The sequence below is a fragment of the Luteimonas chenhongjianii genome (genome assembly GCF_002327105.1).
In the GTDB taxonomy this organism is placed as follows: domain Bacteria; phylum Pseudomonadota; class Gammaproteobacteria; order Xanthomonadales; family Xanthomonadaceae; genus Luteimonas; species Luteimonas chenhongjianii.
In genome coordinates this window covers 318842-333650 of record NZ_CP023406.1, presented here as the reverse complement: position 1 = coordinate 333650, position 14809 = coordinate 318842, and the positions used below count along the sequence as shown (strand labels likewise).

Below are 14809 nucleotides of genomic sequence, written 5' to 3'. Positions count from 1 at the left end.
CCACTTCCGAAGATCTTTGACAGTGTGCGCAGGATACTTATGCGGACGTCTGGCTGGTGGTGTGAGTCCATTAGCAGACGTTCTAGAAAGAGCAAGAAAGATTCAAAAGCATGCAAATGCTGGTGAGTAGTTCGAAGCTCAGGAAAGACATCTGCACTCGAAGCATTAGATGCGACTTCGGTCGTATCGAAAAATTTTAAGTGAAGAGTTTGATCCTGGCTCAGAGTGAACGCTGGCGGCAGGCCTAACACATGCAAGTCGAACGGCAGCACAGAGGAGCTTGCTCCTTGGGTGGCGAGTGGCGGACGGGTGAGGAATACATCGGAATCTGCCTATTTGTGGGGATAACGTAGGGAAACTTACGCTAATACCGCATACGACCTACGGGTGAAAGCCGGGGACCTTCGGGCCTGGCGCAGATAGATGAGCCGATGTCGGATTAGCTAGTTGGCGGGGTAAAGGCCCACCAAGGCGACGATCCGTAGCTGGTCTGAGAGGATGATCAGCCACACTGGAACTGAGACACGGTCCAGACTCCTACGGGAGGCAGCAGTGGGGAATATTGGACAATGGGCGCAAGCCTGATCCAGCCATGCCGCGTGGGTGAAGAAGGCCTTCGGGTTGTAAAGCCCTTTTGTTGGGAAAGAAAAGCAGTCGGTTAATACCCGATTGTTCTGACGGTACCCAAAGAATAAGCACCGGCTAACTTCGTGCCAGCAGCCGCGGTAATACGAAGGGTGCAAGCGTTACTCGGAATTACTGGGCGTAAAGCGTGCGTAGGTGGTTTGTTAAGTCTGATGTGAAAGCCCTGGGCTCAACCTGGGAATTGCATTGGATACTGGCAGGCTAGAGTGCGGTAGAGGGTAGTGGAATTCCCGGTGTAGCAGTGAAATGCGTAGAGATCGGGAGGAACATCCGTGGCGAAGGCGACTACCTGGACCAGCACTGACACTGAGGCACGAAAGCGTGGGGAGCAAACAGGATTAGATACCCTGGTAGTCCACGCCCTAAACGATGCGAACTGGATGTTGGGTTCAATTAGGAACTCAGTATCGAAGCTAACGCGTTAAGTTCGCCGCCTGGGGAGTACGGTCGCAAGACTGAAACTCAAAGGAATTGACGGGGGCCCGCACAAGCGGTGGAGTATGTGGTTTAATTCGATGCAACGCGAAGAACCTTACCTGGCCTTGACATGTCGAGAACTTTCCAGAGATGGATTGGTGCCTTCGGGAACTCGAACACAGGTGCTGCATGGCTGTCGTCAGCTCGTGTCGTGAGATGTTGGGTTAAGTCCCGCAACGAGCGCAACCCTTGTCCTTAGTTGCCAGCACGTAATGGTGGGAACTCTAAGGAGACCGCCGGTGACAAACCGGAGGAAGGTGGGGATGACGTCAAGTCATCATGGCCCTTACGGCCAGGGCTACACACGTACTACAATGGGAAGGACAGAGGGCTGCAAACCCGCGAGGGCAAGCCAATCCCAGAAACCTTCTCTCAGTCCGGATCGGAGTCTGCAACTCGACTCCGTGAAGTCGGAATCGCTAGTAATCGCAGATCAGCATTGCTGCGGTGAATACGTTCCCGGGCCTTGTACACACCGCCCGTCACACCATGGGAGTTTGTTGCACCAGAAGCAGGTAGCTTAACCTTCGGGAGGGCGCTTGCCACGGTGTGGCCGATGACTGGGGTGAAGTCGTAACAAGGTAGCCGTATCGGAAGGTGCGGCTGGATCACCTCCTTTAGAGACAAGACCACATTACTTGTCCAGGCGTCCTCATAAGTAACCTGCACGATTGGTAATCAAGAGCGAGACTGGGTCTGTAGCTCAGGTGGTTAGAGCGCACCCCTGATAAGGGTGAGGCCGGTGGTTCGAGTCCTCCCAGACCCACCACTTTGGGGCCTTAGCTCAGCTGGGAGAGCACCTGCTTTGCAAGCAGGGGGTCGTCGGTTCGATCCCGACAGGCTCCACCACTCTTGTTTTGAATACCGATCGCTGCGCACACACAAGATTTGAATGTCGCCAGGCACTGTGGCCTGACGATGGTTCTTTGAAAAATAGGGAAGTAGCGAGCGTCTGAGACAAGAACTCAAACGTGTCGTGAGGCTAAGGCGGGGACCTCGAGTCCCTAGTAAATTGAGTCGTTGTATTTCGCGTCGGTGCTTTGTACCCACCGGCAGAAATATGACCCTGAGGCGACTTGGGGTTATATGGTCAAGCGAATAAGCGCACACGGTGGATGCCTTGGCGGTCAGAGGCGATGAAGGACGTGGTAGCCTGCGAAAAGTATCGGGGAGCTGGCAACAAGCTTTGATCCGGTAATGTCCGAATGGGGAAACCCACCTCTTAGGAGGTATCGTGCAGTGAATACATAGCTGTACGAGGCGAACGCGGTGAACTGAAATATCTAAGTAACCGTAGGAAAAGAAATCAACCGAGATTCCCTGAGTAGTGACGAGCGAACGGGGAACAGCCCAAAAGTCGATTTGGTTCTAGCAAAACGGTCCTGGAAAGACCGGCCATAGAAGGTGACAGCCCTGTATGCGAAAGGGCCATTTCGATGAAATTGAGTAGGGCGGGGCACGAGAAACCCTGTCTGAACATGGGGGGACCATCCTCCAAGGCTAAATACTCCTGACCGACCGATAGTGAACCAGTACCGTGAGGGAAAGGCGAAAAGAACCCCGGAGAGGGGAGTGAAATAGATCCTGAAACCGTGTGCGTACAAGCAGTAGGAGCTCCGCAAGGAGTGACTGCGTACCTTTTGTATAATGGGTCAGCGACTTATTGTTCGTGGCAAGCTTAACCGTATAGGGGAGGCGAAGGGAAACCGAGTCTGATAAGGGCGCATAGTCGCGGGCAATAGACCCGAAACCGGGTGATCTAGTCATGCCCAGGGTGAAGGTTGAGTAACATCAACTGGAGGCCCGAACCCACTCCCGTTGCAAAGGTAGGGGATGAGGTGTGATTAGGAGTGAAAAGCTAATCGAACCCGGAGATAGCTGGTTCTCCTCGAAAGCTATTTAGGTAGCGCCTCATGTGAATCTTCTTGGGGGTAGAGCACTGTTATGGCTAGGGGGTCATTGCGACTTACCAAACCATTGCAAACTCCGAATACCAAGACAGACTGCATGGGAGACACACGGCGGGTGCTAACGTCCGTCGTGAAAAGGGAAACAACCCAGACCCACAGCTAAGGTCCCAAATTATCACTAAGTGGGAAACGATGTGGAAAGGCACAGACAGCCAGGAGGTTGGCTTAGAAGCAGCCATCCTTTAAAGAAAGCGTAATAGCTCACTGGTCGAGTCGGTCTGCGCGGAAGATTTAACGGGGCTAAGTGATAAACCGAAGCTTGGGGTGCATATATTTATATATGCGCGGTAGAGGAGCGTTCCGTAAGCCGTTGAAGGTGGATTGAGAAGTCTGCTGGAGGTATCGGAAGTGCGAATGCTGACATGAGTAACGATAATGCGGGTGAAAAGCCCGCACGCCGAAAGCCCAAGGTTTCCTTGCGCAACGTTAATCGACGCAGGGTGAGTCGGCCCCTAAGGCGAGGCAGAAATGCGTAGTCGATGGGAAGCTGGTTAATATTCCAGCACCTCGCATAAGTGCGATGGGGGGACGGAGAAGGTTAGGTCTACCAGGCGTTGGTTGTCCTGGGGAAAGGCGGTAGGAGTGGGTCTTAGGCAAATCCGGGACCCTTCAACTCCGAGCACCGAGACGAGCTCATTAGAGCGAAGTGACTGATACCACGCTTCCAGGAAAAGCCCCTAAGCTTCAGCTTATGCAGACCGTACCGTAAACCGACACAGGTGGGTAGGAAGAGAATTCTAAGGCGCTTGAGAGAACTCGGGTGAAGGAACTAGGCAACATAGCACCGTAACTTCGGGAGAAGGTGCGCCCTTGATCGTGGCCCATGCGGGCTACAGCGATCGGGGGCCGCAGTGACCAGGCCGCTGCGACTGTTTATCAAAAACACAGGACTCTGCAAACACGAAAGTGGACGTATAGGGTCTGACGCCTGCCCGGTGCCGGAAGGTTAATTGATGGGGTCAGCCGCAAGGCGAAGCTCTTGATCGAAGCCCCGGTAAACGGCGGCCGTAACTATAACGGTCCTAAGGTAGCGAAATTCCTTGTCGGGTAAGTTCCGACCTGCACGAATGGCGTAACGATGGCGGCGCTGTCTCCACCCGAGACTCAGTGAAATTGAAATCGCTGTGAAGATGCAGCGTTCCCGTGGCAAGACGGAAAGACCCCGTGAACCTTTACTATAGCTTTACATTGAACGTTGAGTTCGTCTGTGTAGGATAGGTGGGAGGCTTTGAAACCATGGCGCTAGCTGTGGTGGAGCCAACCTTGAAATACCACCCTGTCGTGCTTGACGTTCTAACCTAGGTCCGTTATCCGGATCGGGGACCATGTATGGTGGGTAGTTTGACTGGGGCGGTCTCCTCCCAAAGAGTAACGGAGGAGCTCGAAGGTACGCTCAGCGCGGTCGGACATCGCGCACTGTGTGCAAAGGCATAAGCGTGCTTGACTGCGAGATCGACGGATCAAGCAGGTAGGAAACTAGGACTTAGTGATCCGGTGGTTCTGTATGGAAGGGCCATCGCTCAACGGATAAAAGGTACTCCGGGGATAACAGGCTGATACCGCCCAAGAGTTCATATCGACGGCGGTGTTTGGCACCTCGATGTCGGCTCATCACATCCTGGGGCTGTAGTCGGTCCCAAGGGTATGGCTGTTCGCCATTTAAAGTGGTACGCGAGCTGGGTTCAGAACGTCGTGAGACAGTTCGGTCCCTATCTGCCATGGGCGTTGGAGATTTGAGAGGGGCTGCTCCTAGTACGAGAGGACCGGAGTGGACGAACCTCTGGTGTTCCGGTTGTCACGCCAGTGGCACTGCCGGGTAGCTATGTTCGGAAGCGATAACCGCTGAAAGCATCTAAGCGGGAAGCGCGCCTCAAGATGAGATCTCCCGGGAGCTTGACTCCCCTGAAGGAACCATCAAGACCAGGTGGTTGATAGGCTGGGTGTGTAAGTACAGCAATGTATTGAGCTAACCAGTACTAATGATCCGTGCGGCTTGACCATATAACCTCAAGTTGCTTCTATCGAAGCATCCTTGGCCTCCACAACACGTGTGAGACGCGTTTCAAATGTTCGCTACTTCCCAACCTCTGAGAGCGTGAGCGCTGTCAGTCCCTCTTTCGATCGCATCACTGCGTCGATCGCCGGACCGACCTGCGACCCTCCACCCTCTCCCTGGTGACTATAGCTGTATGGAACCACCCGATCCCATTCCGAACTCGGAAGTGAAACGTACATGCGCCGATGGTAGTGTGCATCTAGCATGCGAGAGTAGGTCATCGCCAGGGTTTTTACCCAAAACCCCCGCCGGTATTCCGGCGGGGGTTTTTCTTTGTCTGGAATTTCTAGCTGCCCGAGCGGACAGGAGACAGCCGCAGCGTCACGCGGCAGACCGATTTAGTCTGAGCGCACGAGACGCGATTCCCATGGCGCGCGGGGAAGGCGCAGTAGATCCGCGATCGCAGAACGGCGCGCATGCCCGATCAGCCCGCGGCTGCATATGGGTCCGCTGGGCGCCAGCGAGCGTGCACAGCGGCGCGAACACCTGCTCATGGGAATCGCTCCTGCGGCCTGTCCTCACGCAGACCCTCGCGATCGAACAGAAGCTCCGGGGGTGCGCACGCAGACTTCCATGGTCGCGGCCCTGTCGGCGAGGTCTGCGCAAGTGGGCACGACCGTCGACGTTGAACCCTCTGCGCCGATGCATGCGGCGGTACGTGGAGAGAATGTCCGGAGCCGGATCTCTTTGCTTCGGATCGCTGCGACAGGCCAGGTCCCCGCTCTGCTCATGCTCCCGGTGCAGCGCTTCTTCGCCGTGCCCCTCGATGGCGCCAACGTCTCCGGTGCCGCAGTCAGGGCGATGGTGCGCCGGCTGATCGAGGCGGAAGGGGGCGAGCGGTTTCAGGCCAGGAAACGCCACCGGTCGGGACAGGCGCGGCCGTCATGCTTCCGCCGCGCAACTGCTCGCCGGTCGAACTCCGGCAGCGGGTGCCTTCAACCGGCGGCGGTGTACGCGAAGCCTCCAGGACAGCCGGGCGGCTAGCCACGAACACGGGGGCGCGCTCGGGATGCATGCCGGAAGCTGGACGAGAGCACCCTATACGCACGCGGTTCCCGCCCGGGCGCTGTTCAAGGCGGGGCAGCGCCTCCGGACGTCGACCGGCCATCGTGTATGGTCTGCGGTCGCTCGAAGGAAGCCGCGGGCACGATGAGTACCTACGCCCTGCAATCCGTGTTTCATCCGGCATCGGTCGCGCTGGTCGGCGCGAGTCCTCGGCCGCGTTCCTTGGGCCGGCTGGTCCTGCAGCAGCTGCGCGAGGGGGGATTCGCCGGGCCGATCGGCCTGGTGAACCCGCGTCATGCCGTCATCGACGGCGTGCAGGCAGTGCGGTCCTTCGATGCCTTGGCCTTCGTCCCCGAACTGGTGGTGATCGCAGTGCCGCCATCGGATGTTGCAACCGTCGCCGAGGCGGCCGCACGCAAGGGCGCCAAGGCTGCGATCGTGCTCACGCGTGACATGGGGACCGGCGCGGGTTCACCCAACGCGGCGCTGGCGGCCGTGGCTCGCGCCTACGCCCTGCGGATCGTCGGCCCCAACTGTCTGGGCGTGATTGCGCCACATGCGAATCTGTTCGCGAGCTTTGCCGCGCATGCGCCCGCAGCCGGCGATCTCGCCCTGATCTCGCAGTCGGGCGCGGTGGCAGCGGGCATGATCGAATGGAGCCGTCCGCGTGGTATCGGTTTTTCCGCCGTCGCTTCGCTGGGCGATGCGCTGGATGTGGATTTCGCGGATCTGCTCGACTATTTCGCCACCGATCGGCGCACCCGCGCGATCCTGCTGTACGTCGAGCGGGTCCGCGATGCGCGCAAGTTCCTGTCGGCGGCGCGGGCGGCCGCGCGGGCGAAACCGGTGGTGGTGGTCAAGCCGGGCCGCCACGCCAGGCGCGAAGCACCGGCTCTGACCCATGCCGCAGTGCTTGCCGCGCCTGATGCCGTCTACGACGCCGCATTTCGCAGGGCCGGCCTGCTGCGCGTGCATGCGCTCGATGAGCTGTTTGCCGCCGCCGAAACCCTGTCCCACCTCGGCAGCCTGCCGGGCGATCGGCTTGCGGTGATGACCAACGGCATCGGCGTGGGCATGCTCGCGCTCGACAGGCTCGTCGATCTGGGCGGCACGCGGGCCACGCTGTCCGATGCCACGCTGGACACGCTCGATGCCGCGCTCGAGCGTGGCTGGTCGCGGCGCAACGCGGTCGACATGCTGGGCGATGCCGATGGTCGCCGCTATGCGGCGACGCTCGAGGCCCTGCTCGAGGATCGCCAGAACGATGCCGTGCTGGTGATGCAGGTGCCCACGGTGCTGTCGGATCCGGACGAGACCGCTGCGGCTGTGGTGCGGACCCTCGCGACACGTCCGCTTACTGCCCAGGCCAAACCGGTGTTCGCGGTCTGGCTCGGCGATCAGGCGGGCGCGCGCCAGACCCTGGGGGATGCGGGTATCCCGGTGTATGCGAGCGAGGCTGATGCGGTCCGCGGCTTCATGTATCTGGTGCGCCATCAGCAGGCGCAACGCGCCCTGATGGAGACGCCGCCCAGCCTGCCCGAAGATTTCAACGTGGACCTGCCGGCCGCGCGCGCGATCGTCCAGTCCGCCTTGGCATCGGGCACCCGCATGCTCGACCCGGTGGCGAGCGTGCGCCTGCTGCGCGCCTATGGCATCGCGGTCGCCGACGTATCGCGGGCACGGGATCCGGAAGCGGCCGTCGAAGCGGCGCGCGCCATGTTCGCGCGCGGCTCCACGGTCGCGGTGAAGATCGACGCCCCGGACATCCCGCACAAGTCGGATGTCGACGGCGTGCGATTGAATCTGGCCAGCGCCGACGCCGTACGCGCCGCGGCCGAAGACATCCTGACGCGCGCGCGACGGCTGCGTCCGCAGGCCAGGATCGAAGGGGTCACCGTTCATGCGATGGTGCTGCGGCCCAAGGCACGCGAACTCATCGCCGGCATCGCCGACGATCCGACCTTTGGTCCGGTCATCGTGTTCGGACGCGGCGGCACTGCGGTCGATGTCATCGACGACAAGGCCCTGATGCTGCCACCGCTGGATCTGCGGCTGGCCCATGAGCTGATCGGCCGGACCCGTGCAGCGCGGATCCTCAAGGCCTATCGCGATGTGCCGGCCGCCGATGAGCGCGCGCTTGCGCTGGTGCTGGTGAAACTGGCGCAGATGGCCGCGGACCTGCCCGAACTGCGCGAAATCGACATCAATCCGCTGCTTGCCGATCAGAGCGGCGTGGTCGCGGTGGATGCGCGCATCGCGGTGGCGCCGGTGAAACCCCTGCACAAGGGCCGGGGCCATCCGCGCTTCGCGATTCTCCCGTACCCGGTCGAGTGGGAGCGCACGGTGTCGCTGGCCAACGGGAGTCAGGTCTTCATACGGCCGGTGCGACCAGAAGACGAGGCGATGTTCAGGAGGTTCTTCGAGCGGGTCAGCCCCGAGGATCTGCGGCTGCGCTTCTTCAGCGCGGTGCGCCATTTCAGCCACGAATTCATCGCGCGCCTGACCCAGCTCGACTACGCACGCTCCATTGCGCTGGCGGCGATCGACCCGGCCAGCGGCGAGATGCTGGGCGCCGTGCGCCTGCTCGCCGATGCCAACTACGACACCGGCGAGTACGGAATCATGGTGCGCTCGGACCTCAAGGGCGCCGGCCTGGGCTGGCGGCTGATGAGCCTCATGATCGAGTACGCCCGCTGGCAGGGGCTGCGAGTCGTCGAGGGCCAGGTGCTGCGCGAGAACACCACGATGCTGGGCATGTGCCGGCAGCTCGGCTTCTCGATCACGACCGACCCCGACGACGCGACCGTCGCGATCGTCCGGCTGCCGGTGGAGGGCGCCTGATCAGCTGTCCTTGCGGCCGGATCCGCTCTGCTTGCCGCCGCCATCCTGTTTGTTGACGGTGGCCCAGGCGATGCGCTCGGCATCGTCCTTGGAGCGGCCCTTGTCACGCTCCGAAGACTCGATGTGTTCGGCCTTGCGCTTCTGCTTGTCGGTGTAGGACGACTTGTCGCCTTGGCTCATGGCCGGCACCTCGCGGTTGGATGAAGTCCGAGCCTGCTCGCCGCGGCGTGAGTACGACATCGAGATCCTGAGATCCTGAGATCCCGTCGCAAAGACGCAGCGTCTGCGACCGGGGCGACGATAATGCGGTGGTGCGCAAGATCCTCCACATCGACATGGACGCGTTCTACGCGTCGGTCGAACAGCGCGACGATCCGTCGCTGAGGGGCCGGCCGGTGGTCGTGGCCTGGCGAGGCGCGCGGTCGGTCGTGTGCGCGGCGTCCTACGAGGCGCGGCCGTTCGGCGTGCGGTCGGCGATGCCGGCGGTGACCGCCGAGCGGTTGTGCCCGGACGCGATATTCGTGCCGCCCGACTTCGCCCGCTACAAGGCCGTCTCGCGCCAGGTGCGCGAGATATTCCACGCGCATACCGATCTGGTGCAGCCGCTGTCGCTGGACGAGGCCTATCTCGACGTCACCGACCCGAAGATCCCCTCGCCCAGCGCCACCGCGACCGCGCAGGCGATCCGCGCGCAGATCCTCGAGGCCACGCAACTGACCGCCTCGGCCGGGGTCGCCCCGAACAAGTTCATCGCCAAGATCGCCTCGGACTGGAACAAGCCCGATGGCCTGTTCGTGGTGAAGCCGGCGCAGATCGATGCGTTCCTGATCCCGCTGAAGGTCGGGCTGATTCCGGGCGTTGGCAAGGTGATGGAGAAGAAGCTGGCCGAGCTGGGGGTCGCGACCGTGGGTGACTTGCGCGGATTGTCGCTGGAGGTGCTGCAGGGGCGTTTCGGCAGCTTCGGCGCGCGGCTCTACCAGCGTGCGCGCGGCATCGACGAACGCGGCGTCGAACCCCACCAGCCGGTGCAGTCGATCTCCTCGGAGGACACCTTCGAGACTGACCTGCTGCTGGAAGACCTGGCGCCGATGATCGAACGGCTCGCCGAGAAGACCTGGGCGGCGACCCGCAGGACCGCCCGGGTGGGCCGCACCGTGGTGCTGAAACTCAAGACCTCGCAGTTCCGCATCCTGACGCGCAGTTTCACCCCGGACACGCCGCCGGCCTCGCAGGCCGAGCTGATCCGGATCGCGCTGGCCTTGCGCGAGCGCGTGGATCTGCCGGCGTCGACACGCTACCGGCTGGTCGGTGTGGGCATCGGCGGGTTCCGGGAGCCAGACGAACTGCCGGTACAGGTGGGGCTGTTCGAGGGATGAGGGGCTGCGGGCGCTTCCGCCGGATGCAGCGGCCTGGCGAGGACGGCTGGCCGTAGCGGTCGTTGAGTGCCCCGGCCCTCACCCGACGCGCTGAGCGCGTCGACCTCTCCCGGAGGGAGAGGTGCAGGGCAGCAGCCCGGCGGGGCAGTGGCGCTCTCGCGACCGGGGTCGGCATAGCGACGATGCGCTGGGCGTAGCGCTCGCAGGGTGGCCCCGCGTCCCCGCCCTCGCCCGGCGCGCTGAGCGCGTCGACCTCTCCCGGAGGGAGAGGTGCAGGAGAGCAGCAGCCCGGGCGGGGCAGTGGCGCTCTCGCGACCGGCGTCAGCGTCGACGACGCGCTGGGCGTAGCAGTCGTAGGTTGCCCCGCGCCCGTGTCCGCGCCCGCGACCCCCGCCCTAACCCGACGCGCTGAGCGCGTCGACCTCTCCCGGAGGGAGAGGTGCAGGAGAGCAACAGCCCGGGCGGGGCAGTGGCACTTTCGCGACCGGCGGCAGCGTCGCGAGGACGCGCTGGGCGTAGCAGTCGTAGGTTGCCCGCGCCCGTGTCCGCGCCCGCGACCCCCGCCCTCACCCGACGCGCTGAGCGCGTCGATCTCCCGGAGGGAGAGGTGCAGGGCAGCAGCCCGGGCGGGTCAGTGGCGCTCTCGCGACCGGCGTCAGCGTCGACGACGCGCTGGGCGTAGTGGTCGTAGGTTGCCCCGCGCCCGCGCCCGCGCCCCCGGCCTCACCCTCACCCTCACCCGACGCGCCGAGCGCGTCGACCTCTCCCGGAGGGAGAGGTGCAGGACAGCAACAACCCGGGCGGGTCAGTGAGTACTCCCGGCGGCGGCAGCGGAGAGGCCGCGCTGGCATGGAGGTGCTTGAGCGGCCCCGGCGCGATGCACGCCTCGAGTTTTCCGGAGGTCGGCGCAGAGCCGCAGCACCGTGGTCGTTCAGCCGATCACGCGTTCGAACGGCGGCAGCGCATCGAGGATGCGCTGGCCGTAGCGGCGGCTGAGCAGGCGCGAATCGAGGATCACGACGCGGCCGGTATCGGTCGAGGTGCGGATCAGGCGCCCGGCGAACTGGGTCAAGGTGCGCAGCGCATGCGGCACGGCGATCAGGTTGAACGGGTTGTGGCCGCGGGCTTCGAGCCATTCGCCGAGGGTCGCCGTCTGCGGGTCGGTCGGTACCGCGAACGGCACCTGGGTGATCACGACCGTCGTGCAGGCCTCGCCCGGCAGGTCCAGACCTTCCCCGAACGAATTGAGCCCGAACAGCACCGAGCCCTTGCCGGCGGCGACGCGCTCGAGATGCGCGGCCACCACCTGCGACTTGTTTCCGCTGCTCTGCACCTGGATGGCTGCCCGCCGCGAGCCCGGCATCAGCTCGGCGACCTTCTCCATCTTCCAGCGCGAGGTGAACAGCACCATGCTGCCCTTGGACCAGTCCAGCTCGCGAGCGAGCCATTCGGCGACCGCCTTCGGATGGCCTTCGCGATCGTCGGGCGGCACCGGGAACTGCGGCACGATCAGCTGCGCCTGGTTGCGCAGATCGAACGGCGAAGGCAGCGATGCGGTTTCGGCGTGGTCGGGCAGGCCGGTGTCGATCGCGAACGACTGGAAATCCCCGCCGCCGGTCAGTGTCGCCGAAGTCATCACGACCGAGTCGATCTCCTTCCACAGCAGCGAGCGCAACACGTGCGCCGCAGAGACGGGCGAGCAGTGCAGGGCAAGATCGCCCTCGCGGGTGGCGGTGATCCAGCGTGCCATCGGCGGACTGCCGTCGCGGTCTTCGCGGCGCCAGCCGGCCCACAGGTCGTGCTGTTGCTCGATCATTTCCAGGGCCAGCCCCAGGCTGCGCTGCAGCTTCTCGCGCGCAGGATCCTCCTGCTTCACCCGGGCCACGGCCTGCTGCGCGGCATGCACCCAGTTGAGGAGGGCGCGGGTGTCCTCGCCCAGCTGTTCGATCGCGGGCGCCCAGTGTTCGGGCAGGCGACCGAGCGGCGCCCGCCACATCGGGTCGCGATCGCCGGGCTCCGGTTGCCAGGTCCGGTCGACGTCGAGCTGGAAGGCCTTGAGGCCCTTCGACACCCGCGAGGCGAGTTCGATCGCCTCGCCGGGCAGCAGCGTGCCGATCTTCTCCTTGTCGACCAGGCGGTAGCTGCCGGCGATCAGGATCTGCATGCGCCCGGTGCGCTTGGCCATGTCGGCCAGGGGCAGACGCGCAGCGCCCTGGTCGATCGCCACATTGGCCACGTGGTGGCCTTCGTCGAGCACCAGCAGCATCTCGCCGGGCGGCGCCAGCAGCGGCTGTCCGTTCTCGATGTCGCCCATCGCCAGCGACGACAGCAGCAGGGCATGGTTGGTCACGACGATCTGCGATTCGCGCACCGTATTGCGCGCCCTGAGCACCGGACACTGCTGGGCGAAGCTGCAGCGCCGGCCGGCGCAGCCGGACGCCGGAGTCGTGATGCGCGTGCGCAGCGCCGGCGAGATCGGCTCGGGCGCGGCATCGATGTCGCCGTCCCACTGGCGGTCCGCATGCGCTTCGAGCAGCCGCCGCGCGGCCTCGATTTCGTGCGGCGCCAGCGGCCGGTCGTAGAGCTGGCGCTCGAAGTCGCCGCCTTCGTCGGGGCCGGCGCCGTCGAGCAGCATCGTGCCCTGGCTGTGTTCGGCATGCAGTTCGGCGGCGTTGCGCGTGCACAGGTAGCGGGTACGGCCCTTGGCCAGCGCGACGCGCGCTTCCAGTCCGGTCGCGGCGAGGAACGCCGGGATGTCGCGCTCGACCAGCTGCGACTGCAAGGCCACGGTGCCGGTGCTGATGACGAGTTTCTTCTTCGTCGCCAGGGCGATCGGCACCCCGGCGGTCAGATACGCCAGCGACTTGCCGACACCGGTCGGCGCCTCGGCGACGCCGATGCCGCCTGTGGTCGCGAGTGCGCGCGAGACCAGTCCGATCATCGCGCTCTGCGAGCGGCGCGTGCTGAAGCCGGGCGTGTTCGCCTGCAGCTTCGTGTACGCGGCGCGGATGTCGGCCTTCAGCGCCTCGGTCAGCACGCGCGGCGGTGCATCGGCCGCGTCGGTGGCCGGCGAGGTGGTGTCGGGTTCGCCCATGCGCCATTGTCCCACGGCGGGTCGCGCGGACCGAGACCGGAATGCTGAACACGGTGAGATCGGCACGGCATGGGCATCCGGCCGCCTGCTAGATTGGCCACTCAAGACCGGAGCGGACCATGAGCGCGGATTCGAGGGAGTTGCAGGGTTTCGTGCGCGAGGCACTGGCGCGCGGGGCCGGTCACGATGCGGTCGCCGCCACCCTGGCCAAGGCAGGCTGGCCTGCAGAGCAGGTTGGCGACGCGCTGTCGCGATACCCGGCCGTTGCATTCGGGCTACCGGTTCCCCGACCGCGGCCGACCCTGTCGGCGCGCGATGCTTTCCTGCATCTGGTGCTGTTCACGGCGCTCTATATCTCGGCGTGGCAGCTCGGCAGCCTGCTGTTCGACCTGGTGAACCTGGCCTTCCCCGACCCGAGCGATCCCGATTACCGGGGGCAGTGGCTCGGCCGGTCGATGCGGTGGTCGGCATCGTCACTGGTCATCGCGTTTCCGTTGTTCGCGTTCATGGCGCACAAACTGTCGCGCGAACTGGAGCGCGATCCGGTCAAGCGGCTGTCGCCGGTGCGTCGATGGCTGACGTACATGACCCTGTTCCTGGCCACGGCGGTGCTGGCTGGAGATCTCATCACCCTGGTCTACAACGTCCTGGGGGGCGAGCTCAGCGTCCGATTCCTGCTCAAGGTGCTGATCGCGGGCACCATCGCCGGGGCGATCTTCACGTTCTACCTTCTGGACCTGCGTCGGGAAGAGGTGTCGCCTTGAACGTGGCCCGCTTCGGGAGCGGCCTCGTGGTGGCCGGCGGACTGGTGAGCGCCGCGGCGGTCGTGGTGACGCTGATATTGATCGGCACCCCCGGCGCGCAACGCGACGCGCGCCTGGACGCCGCGCGCGTCCGTGATCTGCATGCGATCGAGCAGGCAGCGGGCGCGCATCTGCTCAGGCGAAAGACCCTGCCCGAAACCCTGGAGGCCGTGCCGGGCGTCGACCTGCGCCGGACCGATCCGGTGACCGGCGCGGCGTACGAATACCGGGTTCTCGGGCCCGATCTGCTGGAGCTGTGCGCGGTGTTCGCCACCGACAACGCCCAGCCGCTGCGCCAGATCGAACCCTGGATGCGCCGCGACTGGCCGCATACGGCCGGCCGGGTCTGTTTCGAACGCCAGATCAAGCCGTCGTCCCAGGCCGAAGCGCCGGGCTAAGCCCGAGAGGCGATCCTGCACGCGCCCCTTGCCGGTGTTCCATGCGCGCTTGCTCTAGGTCGTGCCGGCGGTCGCGATGACATCGGATCCGGATACCCGCGCCGCCGGTTCCGGGCATCTGGCGCAGTTGCATGCGTTGCTGGA

General features: G+C 63.9%; 5 protein-coding genes, 2 tRNA genes, 3 rRNA genes and 1 pseudogene. 9 read left to right on the top strand and 2 right to left on the bottom strand.

Annotated features, from left to right (window positions below; all coding sequences use genetic code 11):
- The first annotated feature begins 197 nt into the window (after positions 1–197).
- The 6 genes from CNR27_RS01490 (at position 198) to CNR27_RS01460 (ending at position 8994) form a co-directional block, all read left to right on the top strand.
- Positions 198–1741, top strand: a 16S ribosomal RNA gene (locus CNR27_RS01490).
- Positions 1742–1814: 73 nt separating this feature from the next.
- Positions 1815–1891: transfer RNA gene (locus tag CNR27_RS01485), tRNA-Ile, on the top strand.
- 4 nt (positions 1892–1895) lie between these two features.
- Positions 1896–1971, top strand: a tRNA-Ala gene (locus CNR27_RS01480).
- Positions 1972–2210: 239 nt separating this feature from the next.
- Positions 2211–5093 (top strand): 23S ribosomal RNA (locus CNR27_RS01475).
- A gap of 170 nt (positions 5094–5263) precedes the next feature.
- Positions 5264–5377 (top strand): 5S ribosomal RNA (gene rrf, locus CNR27_RS01470).
- Together the 16S, 23S and 5S rRNA genes with 2 tRNA genes alongside form the textbook arrangement of a ribosomal RNA operon.
- Before the next feature lie 920 nt (positions 5378–6297).
- On the top strand, positions 6298–8994 hold the full coding sequence (locus CNR27_RS01460) for a bifunctional acetate--CoA ligase family protein/GNAT family N-acetyltransferase (RefSeq protein WP_096300153.1): 2697 nt from the start codon (positions 6298–6300) through the stop codon (positions 8992–8994).
- A gap of 9 nt (positions 8995–9003) precedes the next feature.
- Here the strand turns inward: CNR27_RS01460 and CNR27_RS01455 are convergent.
- A pseudogene (locus CNR27_RS01455) lies at positions 9004–9174 on the bottom strand (HupB); the annotation flags it as partial.
- A 131-nt stretch (positions 9175–9305) separates the two neighbouring features.
- Here CNR27_RS01455 and dinB point away from each other — a divergent pair.
- On the top strand, positions 9306–10370 hold the full coding sequence (dinB, locus tag CNR27_RS01450; protein WP_096300151.1) for a DNA polymerase IV: 1065 nt from the start codon (positions 9306–9308) through the stop codon (positions 10368–10370).
- Positions 10371–11301: 931 nt separating this feature from the next.
- On the opposite strand, the gene dinG is transcribed toward dinB, so the two are convergent.
- Complete coding sequence (gene dinG / locus CNR27_RS01445) at positions 11302–13464, bottom strand: ATP-dependent DNA helicase DinG (RefSeq protein ID WP_096296609.1); 2163 nt, start codon at positions 13462–13464, stop codon at positions 11302–11304.
- A 119-nt stretch (positions 13465–13583) separates the two neighbouring features.
- On the opposite strand from dinG, the gene CNR27_RS01440 reads away from it, so the two are divergent.
- Positions 13584–14228: a DUF5671 domain-containing protein gene (locus CNR27_RS01440; protein WP_096296608.1), complete on the top strand. Its 645-nt coding sequence runs from the start codon at positions 13584–13586 to the stop codon at positions 14226–14228.
- On the top strand, positions 14225–14665 hold the full coding sequence (locus CNR27_RS01435; protein ID WP_157745180.1) for an RNA methyltransferase: 441 nt from the start codon (positions 14225–14227) through the stop codon (positions 14663–14665). Before CNR27_RS01440 ends, CNR27_RS01435 begins: the two co-directional genes overlap by 4 nt.
- Positions 14666–14809 lie beyond the last annotated feature (144 nt).

Bases quoted from the DNA above. Each gene is read 5' to 3' on its own strand.
- CNR27_RS01460 (WP_096300153.1), top strand. From the start codon at position 6,298: ATGAGTACCTACGCCCTGCAATCCGTGTTTCATCCGGCATCGGTCGCG.
- dinG (WP_096296609.1), bottom strand. From the start codon at position 13,464: ATGGGCGAACCCGACACCACCTCGCCGGCCACCGACGCGGCCGATGCA.
- CNR27_RS01440 (WP_096296608.1), top strand. From the start codon at position 13,584: ATGAGCGCGGATTCGAGGGAGTTGCAGGGTTTCGTGCGCGAGGCACTG.